Source organism: Klebsiella sp. BDA134-6 (assembly GCF_015601345.1).
Lineage (GTDB): Bacteria > Pseudomonadota > Gammaproteobacteria > Enterobacterales > Enterobacteriaceae > Klebsiella > Klebsiella grimontii.
Map to the genome: position 1 here is coordinate 5,636,011 of NZ_CP064784.1, position 12,593 is coordinate 5,648,603.

The following is a 12,593-nucleotide window of genomic DNA, read 5'->3' on the forward strand; positions in this document are numbered from 1 at the left end:
AAATGTCAATTCCCTCCCCCCAAGGCGGGGAGAGGGGAAACACGCTGTTATTATTCGATAGAGACGTTATCGAAGTGGTGTTTACCTAATGGATCGACCACGTAGCCTTTGACTTCTTTACGCACCGGCTCATAGACGGTGGAGTGAGCGACGATCAGCGCCGGAGCCTGATCGTGCATCACGACCTGAGCCTGTTTGTACAGCTCAATACGTTTGTTGTGGTCATCGGTGGCGCGAGCCGGCTGAATCAGATCTTCAAACGGTTTGTAGCACCAGCGGGAGTAGTTAGAACCGTCTTTTGCCGCCGCGCAGCTGAACAGGGTGGCGAAGAAGTTATCCGGATCCCCGTTGTCGCCGGTCCACCCCATCATGACGGTCTGGTGTTCGCCCGCTTTCGCGCGCTTGAGGTATTCACCCCACTCGTAGGTCACGATCTTGGCCTGGACGCCGACTTTCGCCCAGTCAGCCTGAATCATCTCAGCCATACGGCGCGCGTTCGGGTTATACGGACGCTGTACCGGCATCGCCCACAGGTCGATGGTGAAGCCTTTTTCCAGGCCTGCTTCTTTCAGCAGCGCTTTCGCTTTCTCTGGATCGTAGGTGTAGTCTTTAACGTCGTCGTTATAGCCCCACATGGTCGGCGGGATCAGGTTCTTCGCGGCCTGGCCTGCGCCCTGGTAAACGGCTTTGATAATCGCTTCTTTGTTTACCGCGTAGGTCAGCGCCTGGCGAACTTTGACATCATCCAGCGGCTTCTTCTCGGTGTTGAAAGAGAGGTAGCCGACGTTCAGGCCCGGCTGCTCCAGCAGAGTGATGTTCTTGTCTTGTTTCATGCGCGCGATGTCTGCCGGGTTCGGGTACGGCATAATCTGGCATTCGTTTTTCTGCAGCTTAGCGTAGCGCACGGAAGCATCAGGGGTGATGGAGAAGACCAGGCGATCGATTTTCGGCTTGGTGCCCCAATAGCCCGGGAAGGCTTTATAGAGAATACGGGAGTCTTTCTGATACTGCAGCAACTGGAACGGGCCGGTACCGATTGGGTTGAGGTCCACTTTTTCCGGCGTACCGGCTTTCAGCATATTGTCGGCATACTCTTTTGACAGAATAGAGGCGAAGTCCATAGCGAGATCGGCAAGGAACGGCGATTCCGGACGGGTCAGCACGAACTGGACGGTATTATCGTCCACTTTCTTCACTTCGCTAATCAGGTCAGGTAACCCCATGCCTTCAAAGTATTCATAGCTGCCGCCAGACACTTTATGGTACGGGTTGTTGGTATTTTTTTGTCTGTCGAATGAGAAGACAACGTCATCGGCGTTCAGCGTGCGGGTCGGTTTAAAATCTTTGTTATCCTGCCACTTCACGTCTTTACGCAGATGGAAAGTATAGGTTTTCCCGTCTTCGCTAACTTCCCATTTTTCAGCCAGGCCCGGAATGACTTCCGTGGTGCCGGTTTTGAATTCTACCAGGCGGTTATAAATCGGCACTGAGCTGGCGTCATAGGTGGTACCAGAAGTGAAGAGCTGCGGGTTAAAGCCTTCCGGCGAACCTTCTGAACAATAAACCAGGGTCTTCGCTTGTACGCTTGCTGCGACGGTCATGGCAACCAGGCTCAGACCAAGCTTCAGCATCCCTGATTTTTTCAAGGAAATACTCATTATTCTGCTCCAAATGTGATGTTGTTTGCATATATCCGCCAGACCTTTATTTATTTTTATTCGTCATATTTCGAACTACGGATGCGTTGGCTGCGCTCGATAGCCCCAGTCACATAGTCATCTATGCTCCTGGGGATTCTCAAGCTTGCCGCCTTCCCGCAGCTCGAACTATTTAGAATATACCCGGTCCGGTCGGTGGTGCCCGAAAGCGTTGAGAGAGATGGGGATTCCTTTCACAAAAACGACTGAGTTGCAGTACGGATTCTCCATGAAATGCCCCTCATGCCCTACAATCTGTCAACAGAATGGGGAAACGTCAATACAGCCAACCAGGTTTTACATCCGGGGTGAGAATCGGCAGGCAAAGATTAAAAAAAGTGCAAAGCGCTATTTCCAGCAGAGAAATTTATGCTAGCGGCCAGTATACAGAATAAACGCCTTAATATTTTCCGGTAGCCAGTGATAAGCAATTATGGCAAATGGTAAAAATTTCTTGCGATGTGACCAATATGTGAGCGATAAATAGCGTGAACGTTAAAACGCACAGCGGAAAATGCTGAAGTTATCCATAAGCTTCGCGAAAAAAGATCGGAGTATATATAAAAAAATACAATGGAAGATGTCACAAAACAGGGAATTGGCGCCAGGAAATGAGGGTGGAGGCGTTTTTTTACACTCTTAGCAAGCAGCGTATTTTCCCGGAGGCGATGCTGCGCATCTGTCCGGGCTACCGGCCCGCAGACAACGGTGAACCCGTAGCCCCCCCCGGTAAGGCGTCAGCCGCCACCGGGGAGCCGAGCGCAGAGTCGCTGAAATTCCCGGAGGCGGTGCTGGGCGCCTTTACCGGCGACAGACGCAAAAAAGCCTGCTCGTTGAGCAGGCTTTTTGAATTTGGTCGGTGATAGAGGATAACTCGCCACTCCGTGGCTCGCCCTGCGGGCCGTTGCTGACGGAACGTTCTCTCGCTCCGCTCGAGTCGAACCTCTACCCCCGGAGGTTCTCATCCTCATAAAGCGCAGATGCAAAAAAGCCTGCTCGTTGAGCAGGCTTTTTGAATTTGGTCGGTGATAGAGGATAACTCGCCACTCCGTGGCTCGCCCTGCGGGCCGTTGCTGACGCAACGTTCTCTCGCTCCGCTCGAGTCGAACCTCTACCCCCGGAGGTTCTCATCCTCATAAAGCGCAGATGCAAAAAAGCCTGCTCGTTGAGCAGGCTTTTTGAATTTGGTCGGTGATAGAGGATTCGAACCTCCGACCCCTTCGTCCCGAACGAAGTGCGCTACCAGGCTGCGCCAATCACCGAATGCGGGCGCATCTTACTGCTGCGATACACACCCGTCAATGCCTTATTATGAAAAAGTCGCTCAAGCGGCGAGAAACTCGCCACTCTGCTACTCCTTCTTCGCCGCAGCGTCAGGAACGTGGCACCAGTTGTTATATTGGTTAATCCCGCCGTCCGGCGAGGTATAGCCAAGACAGCCCATAATGGTGTCATACAGCTCTACGTGACGACGCGGTACCTTCATTGCCGCCTGCTGCTTCAGGCGCGCAAAGGAGGCTGCATGGTCAGGCGACTCCAGATACTTATCGGACATCCACACCAGCATCGGCACGCGGAACTGCTCCGGCGGCGCCATCTTGCGCGGCGTCCCATGCAGGTGTTCGCGCTCGTTGATGGACTCGCCGTGGTCGGCTGCATAGAAAACAATCGCCTTCTTATCCCGCAGTTGATCCAGCACGCTAACGATAAAGTGATCGACGTAAGTCACGCTGTTATCGTATGAGTTAATCAGCTCAGCCTTCGAGCATTTATTATCGACGCCAACGCACTCCGGCTTCCATTGGGCAAAGCTGCGCGGATAGCGCTGGGTATAGTTAAAGTGCGATCCTTTGGTATGCAGAATAATCAGGTGCTTACCATTGGGATTCTTCGCCAGCCCGCGCTTCATTTCATCTACCAGCAGCATGTCGTCAACGCTCTTGCCGCGGTTACTCGGCTCAGCGCCAATCTGCTCGCGATAGGCGATATTGTTCGCCATTGTGTTGCTGTAGAACCACATCTCGCTCTGCATGGCGTACAGATTGCCGGTAAAGCCGAGCTGGTGGAGGACGGCAAAGACGTTCTGTTCTTTCAGCGTCCGCTGCGGGTTATCATCCGCCCCGCCCTGACGAACGAACATACAGCGCAGCGACAGCTTAGTCGCGGTATCGCAGGAGTATCCGCGGAAAGCGACCAGGTTTTTCTCCTGCGCCAGCTTAGGCGTGGTATTGCGGTTATAGCCCAGGATGCCCATATGGTCCCAGCGGGTGGTTTCGCCGATGATAAACACCACATAAGTGTCATCCAGCCCTTGCGGCGCAACGTAGGTAAATTTTTTCGCTGGATTGATCAGAGATTTATTATCGGAAGACTCATCCACCTGCGCCCATGCGTAAAGACCCAGCGCTGAAAGCCAGTTAGACGGCAGGTAGGAATTAGCCACCACCCCGCCATAGCTTGGCAGATCGACTTCGGAACTGCGCTCGAAGTTCTTCTGGCGAACCTCCAGCAGACGAATTGGCCCCCAAACCATCAGGCCAGCCAGCAGCACGATGGTAATATTCTTCATCCGCTGGCCGGGCGTACGAATTTGACGCAGCAGCGTGAAGCGGCAGCGGTTGCTCCAGATAAGCACCAGCGGCAGCGCGCTCATCAGCACCAGCCAGAGAATCAGGTGCCAGCCGATAACTTCTCTGGACAAGTCGATGTCAGTAGTCATCACCGAGGCAATAATCCCGTAGCCGATCACCACGTTCAGGAAGGTCATGTAATAGCTGGCGGCGGCGGAGAATAGTACAACGATGGTCGCAAGGATGCGCCAGACCCGGCGGCCAAACAGCGACAAAATACGCAGCAGAAAGAAGGTGACCAGAAAGGTCCCAATCAGCTCAACTGCACCGGAGAGTCCTTTCCAGATGGTAAACTCCTGAGCGTACCCTTCGAAGCGGCGGAAGAATACGGCAGCGTTCATAAACCAGCCGATGTACAGCGCCAGCCAGATACTGAGCTTCAGCTGCGTCATCGTTTTAATGTATTTCATGCAAAAAACCTGGAAAACGAAGAGATAAAACCGCCCGACTTAAGCGATATAAGTAAGCAGGTTAATAAAGTGCGTTTAGCTTGGTTATAAGAAACCTCTACAAAGCGCGATAAGTAGACCACAGCGGAAGGAAAAAGTATCAGGAGGGAATGTGATCCAACCAAACATTTACAAAACATTTGGTTGGATTGGCACTATTAGCTTAGGTAATTAACCATCGGGGCCGTAATAACGCCCGGTTTCAGGCATGAGCCTGGTGGTAAATTTCACTTTTCGGCTGGCGAATCGTTGTCGAAAGCGCCAGGGAAAGAATCAGCAGCGCAAAAATGACGCAGAAGGTCACGTAGAAACCGCCGAACAGGGAAGCAATCAGCGAACCGCAGATGCTGCCGATACCGAAACCGAGATAAATCACACCGTAGTTTTTCGCCAGGTTATTGAGGCCAAAGAACTCGCTGACCAGCGACGGGAAGACGGTAATCGTGCCGCCGAAGTTAAAGGCCACGCAGGCGATGGCGGCGAAGAAAGTCGTGGCGTTCAGCGGAGCGAACAGCAGCGCCGCCATACCGATAAGCGAAACGACCTGTCCGATGGTAATCACCCGGATGCGCGACATTTTATCCGACAGAATGCCCAGAACCAGACGGCCGCTCAGGTTAGCGATGGAAATCACCGTCACCGCATTGGCTGCCGTCGCCACATCGAGATGCACCATTCCCTGGGCAATATCTTTCGCTACGCCAATCACGTACAGGCCGCTCATGCAGGCGGTCAGGAACATCACCGCCAGCATCCAGTACTGAGGTTTACGCATCGATTCGGCGAGGGTGAAGTCGTTTTCGACCACGCCATTGTTCGCGGAGACGGTGTGGTTCGGCGCGTCTGTCATCAGCGTCGCGCCGAAAACGATCATCACCAGCACGATAGCGCCCCAGATGATAAAGGTTTTTTCCAGACCGACCGTCGCCAGCAGATGGGAATCAATAAACTTGAAACCCAGGCTGCCAAGCCCGTAAGAACCGATAGAGAAAGCAGAAATCAACCCCTTACGTTCCGGGAACCATTTGACGCAGTTCGACAGCGTCAGCAGATAGCCGGCGCCGTCGGCAAGCCCGACCAGAAGGCCCGCGCTCAGCCACAGCATCATCAGGCTGTTTGAATGCGCGGTCAGGAAGAATCCGAGGCCCAGCAAGACGCCGGACGCCATGGTGACGCGTTTGACGCCGAAACGTTCCTGTAATTTGCCCGCCACGGATGAGGAGAGCGCCAGGCCGAGGCTTAACAGGCCGAATGAGAACGCCACCTGGCTGACCGGTTCGTCCAGCTTGGTGGAAAGCGAACTATTGAACAAACTCCATGTATAAACCGATCCCAGCGCAAATTGCGTAATGATAGTGCCAAGCAGCGTAAGCCAGCGGGTGTATTGACGGTTTGCAGCGTTCATAGCAGTTGTCCTGGATAATTAACTGCCGCCACCATAACGAAGTCCCCTTTAAGCCTGGGGAAAAAAGGCATGAACTGCCGTCACCGCGGAATGAAATGCACTAAAGGCGGAATGAATGACAGTGAAAAACATTCACGCCTTAAATATTCATTGAAAAGTTAGTACCTGCTACCGCCAGAAGATGCGTCATTACTGTAATTATGAAGTAAATTAAACGTATCAAATATGCTACATAATTAGCCTAAATAATTAGAATTGCAGCCAACGCATCTCCAGCTTGAAGCATGACGAATAAATTAAAAATTGGCGCTCACGCCCATTAAATAGAGATAGTTTGCCCCGTTGGGCAAGTTGTCCGCCTGCGACAACGCCGCCCAGGCGGCAAGATGAGAGTTGAGCGACATATCGGCGCCAAAGGTCACGTCCCGCCAGGCACCGTCCTGCGTGCGATTCTGTCCGCCGGCATCAGCCGTGAATCCCTGGTTATAGCTCACCTGGGCCCACGGATGTACGCCCCATAGCTTCTGATAATCTACCCGCCAGCCCAGCGTATTCACGTAGCCGGTTCCGGCCGTATTGCGGGTCAGCGGCGGCGACGTCAGATCGGAATGTAAACTGGCGACCGGGCCGGACGTCATACCCTCGGTCAGAGAGAAATTCCAGCCGACGCTCATACCGCGTGCGCTATCCACTGGAGAGACCGCCTGATTAAACGCCAGTCCGGAAGGATCGTCGGACGCATTTATCCGCTCCGCGAGAATATCTTCATAGCGCGGTTGGTGATCGCTGTCCCATGTATAGCGTTCCGCAGTATTACTTTTTGTATCGATAGCGATATATTCCTGTTGCCAGGCATTCGCACCGGCAACACACGACGCCCAGACGGATACGTACGCCGGGACCAGGAATACCCGGAGGCCATTGCATTTCTTTATTATCATTAATGCGACTCCAAAAAGAGCCGAAGCGGCAAGGTTGCTGTGTTTTTTATGGGGTATCCTATCCCTGTTTTGGGGATAATAACCCTGTATTAACTATTATCTTTATCTTACAGCCGTCAAGTTGCCCGGCTGATTTTTATGACAAAAGGGAGAGACAGATGCAACGTTGCGGATGGGTCAGTCAGGATCCTTTATACATTGAGTACCACGATAACGAGTGGGGCGTTGCTGAAAAAAATCCCCGCAAGCTGTTTGAGATGATTTGTCTCGAGGGCCAGCAGGCCGGGCTATCGTGGATCACCGTACTGAAAAAGCGTGAAAACTACCGCAGCGCCTTTCATCAGTTTGACCCGGTTCGCGTCGCGGCGATGGGCGAAGAAGATGTTGAACGTCTGGTGCTCGATGCCGGTATTATTCGCCATCGCGGGAAAATTCAGGCCATCATCGGCAACGCCCGGGCCTTTCTGGCGATGGAGGAAAATGGCGAGCCTTTCGCAGATTTCGTCTGGTCATTCGTCGATAATCATCCCCTGGTGACTACCGCCGCCGCGCTGGCGGAGATCCCGACAACCACTCCGGCTTCTGACGCGCTGTCAAAAGCGCTGAAAAAACGGGGCTTTAAGTTTGTCGGCTCAACGATCTGCTACTCCTTTATGCAGGCCTGCGGTCTGGTCAATGACCACGTTACCGGCTGTTTCTGTCGCTCAGGAGGCCAGGATGATTCGCAATTGGGACGCTAACGAAACCGGCCCGCTGCTTGAGCTATGGCTGGAGAGTACGATCCACGCCCACCCATTTATCGCCGAAAGCTACTGGCATGACAGTCTGGCGATAGTGCGCGACGTTTACCTGCCCTCCGCCCAAACCTGGGTATGGGAGCAGGAAGGCGTGCTGAAGGGTTTTATCAGCGTGATGGAGTCACGCTTCATCGGCGCGCTGTTCGTCGCACCGGATGCAGCCAGACAGGGTATCGGCAGCGCGCTGATTGGCGAAGTCAAAAAACACTACGGTTGGCTAACCCTTGAGGTATACCAGAAAAACGTTCAGGCGGTGAATTTCTACCATGCGCAAGGCTTCCGTATTGAAGACTGCGCATGGCAGGATGAAACCCAGCATCCGACCTGGATTATGCATTGGTCGGCGGATCAAATGCCGTCAGCGTAAGCTCGGGCCCGATATATTTTTCCAGCCACGCCAGCGCCGTATTTCCGGCGCAGCCGTTGCCCAGCCGCGATGTCGGAAAATCTTTGGTCAGCACGTTCACCGCACCGTTTTTGCAGATCCCCGCCTGAGGGTCGAGATCGGGCCATGCTCCTTCATGCAAGCAGATAACCCCAGGACGAATACCGTCAGTCACTACCGCGCCGGCCAGCACCTGGCCGCGTGAATTCCATACCCGCACCAGATCGCCATCGGCGATATTACGCGCCTGCGCATCGCGCGGATGAATGGTTAATGGTTCACGGCCCGCCACCGCGTAGCGTTCACGTAGCGACGTATGGTTGAGCTGGCTGTGGAGGCGGTGCGCCGGATGCGCTGACAGCACCTGAAGCTGACCTTCCTGCGCATTGCCATGCCACTCGTCCGGTTCCAGCCACATCGGATGCGGCGGGCAATCCGGATAGGCATACCCGGCGATGGTCGGTGAGTGAATCTCAATTTTACCGCTAGCGGTTTTCAGCGGGTTCGCCTGCGGATCGGCCCTGAAGGCGGCAAAACGGGCGAAGCGCGCGTTTTCGGGGCTCTCCGGCATTTCAATCAGCTGATTATCCTGCCAGAACTGGGCGAACGGCGGCAGCGTAACCTGATGCTGCGCCCCGCGCTGGGCGGCAATCTGGTAAAACGTCTCCAGCCACTGCAGATCGTTTTTACCCTCGGTGAAGCGCTCCCGCCCGCCCGCTTCCCAGCGCTCGCTGAGGTCGGCGAAGACCTCGAAATCATCGCGCGCTTCATCGCGCGGCGCGACCACCCGCTTCATCGGCACCAGATGCTGGTTGCTGTAATCCCCGGTCATGGTCATATCATTGCGTTCAAACGAGGTTGTCGCGGGCAGGACGATATCGGCATGGCGCGCCGCCGCGGTCCAGAAGCATTCTGAAATCACGATAAGCTCCGGTTTTTGCCAGGCGCGGATCAGCCGGTTGGTGTCCTGATGGTGGGTAAAGTTGGCGCCGCCCGCCCACCAGATAAAGCGAATATCCGGGAAGCTACGATCCATCCCGTTATGTTGATAAGCGGCGCCGGGGTTCTCCAGCGCTTCAACGATGCGCGCGACCGGAATTTTCGCTACCGCGTCGGTACCGCCCGCCACGCTACCCTGCATTGAGGCCAGCACTGCCGCACGCCGCGTAGGGTTGCCGCCGTTAGCAAAGTGATAGGAAAGGCCAAAACCCCCGCCTTCAGTGCCGATCTGGCCGAGCATGGCCGCAAGGGTCACCAGCATCCAGTGTTTTTGTTCGCCAAACTGCTGGCGCTGCATGCCCCAGCCGGACATCAGCATGGTAGTGTTTTCGTGGAAAAGTTTTGCCAGTTCGCGAATTTTATCCGCGCTAACGCCGCAGATCGCCGCCGCCCATTCCGCCGTTTTTGCCGTTCCGTCGCTCTCGCCGGCCAGATAGCGGGCGAAAACGTCATAGCCGCTGGTGCAACGGGCCAAAAATTGGTCATCCTGCCAGCCGTTTTCCACCAGCGTATGGGCGATACCAAGCATCAGGGCGACGTCGGTGCCCATATGCGGGGCGATCCACTCCGCCGCATCTCCAAAGAATTCAGCCGTTTCCGATCGCATCGGATCGATGCAGATCACCCGCTTCCCGCTCTGGCGCAGACGGTCGAACCACGGGATACCCTGTTCGTCGGAAGCGTTCCAGGCGATTTTTAACGTATTTAAGGGGTTAGCGCTCCACAGCACCACCACATCGCTATGTTCCAGCACCATTGGCCAGCTGGTCTGCTGCTGATAAACCTCATTGTTGCCAACCACGTACGGCATGATCGCCTGGGCCGCGCCGGTGGAATAATCGCCCAGATGCCCGGTATAGCCGCCCGCCAGGCTCATATAGCGCTGGAGCAGCGTCGCCGCTTTGTGCAGCACGCCGTTTGAGCGCCAGCCGTAGGAACCCGCAAAAATCGACGCCGGGCCGTAGCTTTCGCGAATTCGGCGATGCTGGGCGTGAATCAGATCCAGCGCCCGATCCCAGCTTACCCGCACAAACTCATCCTGCCCGCGCACGCCCTGCGGGCTTTCAGGCGAGGCGAGAAATCCCTTACGTACCATCGGGTACCGTACGCGGGTTTTGCTATGCACCTGATCGCGTACGGCGCTTTGCAGCGAGTTGGCGAAAGGGGTATCAAGCGCCCCTCGCGATGAGATGACGTTCTCGCCATCGGTTTCGACCAGCATTGGCCCCCAGTGGGCTGCGGTGAGGATAGTTTTGGTGGCGGATGAGGTTGGCAATGCGGGCTCCTGGTCAGCGATAGCAGGTGTGGTGACGGCACGTTATTCAGCCGTTCAATGTTATTTACAAATTGAGATGCTCTCTGCGGAATTTTCTCCGGTTTCGCGCGTCATAATCAACCGTCACGGTCGCTGTGGCAAAGAATAAAAAGGATTAAGGAAATAAGATGAAAAAACGCGTACTCATGATTGCGGCTGTCGTTAGCGGCGCACTGGCTATTTCTGGCTGTACCACCAACCCCTACACCGGGGAGCGCGAAGCGGGTAAATCCGGGATCGGCGCGGGCATTGGGTCGTTAGTCGGCGCAGGCGTAGGGGTGCTCTCTTCCTCCAAACATGACCGCGGCAAAGGCGCGCTGATCGGCGCGGCGGCCGGCGCGGCGCTGGGCGGCGGCATTGGTTACTATATGGACGTGCAGGAAGCGAAGCTGCGCGAGAAAATGCAGGGAACCGGCGTAAGCGTGACGCGAAATGGCGACAATATCGTGCTGAACATGCCAAACAATGTGACCTTCGACAGCAGCAGCGCCAATCTGAAACCGGCAGGCGCCAATACCCTGACCGGGGTAGCGATGGTGCTAAAAGAGTATGAGAAAACCGCCGTTAACGTGGTTGGCTACACCGACAGCACCGGCAGCCAGGATCTGAATATGCGCCTCTCTCAGCAGCGCGCGGAGAGCGTCGCCAGCGCGCTTATCACCCAGGGCGTAGCGGCTAACCGCATCCGCACTACCGGCATGGGCCCGGCGAACCCGATCGCCAGCAACAGCACCGCGGAAGGCAAAGCGCAGAACCGCCGCGTTGAAATTACCCTCAGCCCGCTGCAGTAATGCCCTCTTTGCCCGGCGACTCGCCGGGCAAAATGCTTGATATAGCGAATTTTCGCGCTAAGGTGTGTGCAGATTTCAGCAAAGGAAGCCACCATGGCGAAAGCGGCGCGAGCAACCATTAGCGATGTGGCGAAAGCCGCACAGACCGGCAAAACCAGCATTTCACGCTATCTGAACGGCGAAAAGCATCTGCTTTCCGAGGATTTGCTGGGGCGGATTGAAAAAGCCATTGCCGAGCTCGACTATCGTCCCAGCCTGATGGCCCGCGGCCTGAAGCATGGCCGCACCCGGCTGATCGGCCTGATCATCGCCGATATCACCAATCCCTACTCCGTCAACGTGCTCAGCGGCATTGAAGCCGCCTGTCGCGAAAAGGGTTTCACCCTGCTGGTATGTAATACCAATAACGAGCTGGACCAGGAGCTGCACTACCTCGACCTGCTGCGCAGTTACCAGGTGGAAGGGATCGTGGTCAACGCCGTCGGGATGCGCGAGGACGGCCTGAACCGCCTGCAGCAGTCGGCGCTGCCGATGGTGCTTATCGACCGCAAGATTCCAGAATTCGCCTGCGATGTCGTCGGCCTCGATAATACCCAGGCCGCCACTACCGCCACCGAACACCTGGTGGAAAAAGGCTTCGAAGCCCTGCTGTTCCTCAGCGAACCCCTTGGCTCGGTCAATACCCGCCGCGAGCGCCTGAGCGCCTTTCGTCACACCCTGCAGCGCCACAGCGGTATCGTCGCGGAAAACGCCGAAGTACCGTTGAACGATGGCGCGATGCTGGATAACGTCCTGCGCCATTTCCACTCCCACCATCGCGGCATGCGCAAGGCGGTGATTTCCGCCAACGGCGCGCTGACGCTGCAGGTGGCACGCTCGCTTAAACGCGTTGGCCTGATTTGGGGCAGCGATATCGGCCTGCTAGGCTTCGATGAGCTGGAGTGGGCCGAACTGGCGGGCGTGGGGATCACCACGCTCAAACAGCCGACCTGGCAGATTGGCTTCGCCGCCGTCGAGCAGGTGGTGCGTCGGATTGAAGGCAGCAACGACCCGGTCTGCGAACGAGTGTTTTCCGGCGAGCTGATCGTCAGAGGCTCCACCTCCCGCTAACGATCCTTCGTGATGGCGATCATAAATTAGACATCCTGGCCTTTGCTTTGGAACCGATACCATCTAGCGTAATA

10 protein-coding genes, 1 tRNA gene and 2 other RNA genes are annotated in these 12,593 nt (G+C 55.5%); 5 read left to right on the forward strand and 8 right to left on the reverse strand.

Annotated elements, in window-relative coordinates; all coding sequences use genetic code 11:
- Positions 1-50 precede the first annotated feature (50 nt).
- Entirely contained in the window at positions 51-1,658 is a 1,608-nt protein-coding gene (dppA, locus tag IYV58_RS26155) for a dipeptide ABC transporter periplasmic-binding protein DppA (protein WP_049113785.1), read from the reverse strand.
- Positions 1,659-2,314: 656 nt separating this feature from the next.
- Here dppA and IYV58_RS26160 point away from each other — a divergent pair.
- A complete protein-coding gene (locus IYV58_RS26160) occupies positions 2,315-2,560 on the forward strand; it encodes a hypothetical protein (protein ID WP_087828556.1) in 246 nt (81 codons plus the stop codon).
- Here IYV58_RS26160 and IYV58_RS26165 read toward each other — a convergent pair.
- The 6 genes from IYV58_RS26165 to IYV58_RS26190 all read right to left on the reverse strand — a co-directional run bounded on the left by IYV58_RS26165 (position 2,551) and on the right by IYV58_RS26190 (position 7,122).
- A non-coding RNA gene (locus IYV58_RS26165) (RtT sRNA) lies at positions 2,551-2,682 on the reverse strand. The genes IYV58_RS26160 and IYV58_RS26165 overlap by 10 nt on opposite strands.
- Before the next feature lie 34 nt (positions 2,683-2,716).
- Positions 2,717-2,848, reverse strand: a non-coding RNA gene (locus IYV58_RS26170) — RtT sRNA.
- A 34-nt stretch (positions 2,849-2,882) separates the two neighbouring features.
- Positions 2,883-2,959, reverse strand: a tRNA-Pro gene (locus IYV58_RS26175).
- Between the two features lie 89 nt (positions 2,960-3,048).
- Positions 3,049-4,737: a kdo(2)-lipid A phosphoethanolamine 7''-transferase gene (eptB, locus tag IYV58_RS26180; RefSeq protein WP_004126395.1), complete on the reverse strand. Its 1,689-nt coding sequence runs from the start codon at positions 4,735-4,737 to the stop codon at positions 3,049-3,051.
- A 241-nt stretch (positions 4,738-4,978) separates the two neighbouring features.
- Positions 4,979-6,181 carry an L-lactate MFS transporter gene (locus tag IYV58_RS26185; RefSeq protein ID WP_004126398.1) on the reverse strand — a complete coding sequence of 401 codons (1,203 nt, stop codon included), beginning with the start codon at positions 6,179-6,181 and terminating at the stop codon, positions 4,979-4,981.
- Between the two features lie 296 nt (positions 6,182-6,477).
- The gene (locus IYV58_RS26190; protein ID WP_004126401.1) at positions 6,478-7,122 is read right to left on the reverse strand and encodes a hypothetical protein; all 645 of its coding nucleotides are present in this window, start codon (positions 7,120-7,122) and stop codon (positions 6,478-6,480) included.
- Positions 7,123-7,280: 158 nt separating this feature from the next.
- On the opposite strand from IYV58_RS26190, the gene tag reads away from it, so the two are divergent.
- Together tag and IYV58_RS26200 are read left to right on the forward strand one after the other, a co-directional pair.
- Entirely contained in the window at positions 7,281-7,862 is a 582-nt protein-coding gene (tag, locus tag IYV58_RS26195; protein ID WP_195729332.1) for a DNA-3-methyladenine glycosylase I, read from the forward strand.
- Positions 7,840-8,286, forward strand: coding sequence for an N-acetyltransferase (locus tag IYV58_RS26200; RefSeq protein ID WP_004126407.1), 447 nt, complete (start codon positions 7,840-7,842; stop codon positions 8,284-8,286). Before tag ends, IYV58_RS26200 begins: the two co-directional genes overlap by 23 nt.
- On the opposite strand, the gene IYV58_RS26205 is transcribed toward IYV58_RS26200, so the two are convergent.
- Complete coding sequence (locus tag IYV58_RS26205; protein WP_195729333.1) at positions 8,249-10,579, reverse strand: molybdopterin guanine dinucleotide-containing S/N-oxide reductase; 2,331 nt, start codon at positions 10,577-10,579, stop codon at positions 8,249-8,251. The genes IYV58_RS26200 and IYV58_RS26205 overlap by 38 nt on opposite strands.
- Before the next feature lie 167 nt (positions 10,580-10,746).
- On the opposite strand from IYV58_RS26205, the gene IYV58_RS26210 reads away from it, so the two are divergent.
- Both IYV58_RS26210 and IYV58_RS26215 read left to right on the forward strand, forming a co-directional pair.
- Complete coding sequence (locus IYV58_RS26210; RefSeq protein WP_004126414.1) at positions 10,747-11,409, forward strand: OmpA family lipoprotein; 663 nt, start codon at positions 10,747-10,749, stop codon at positions 11,407-11,409.
- A 93-nt stretch (positions 11,410-11,502) separates the two neighbouring features.
- Positions 11,503-12,519 carry a LacI family DNA-binding transcriptional regulator gene (locus IYV58_RS26215; protein ID WP_087828553.1) on the forward strand — a complete coding sequence of 339 codons (1,017 nt, stop codon included), beginning with the start codon at positions 11,503-11,505 and terminating at the stop codon, positions 12,517-12,519.
- The last annotated feature ends 74 nt before the right edge of the window (positions 12,520-12,593 follow it).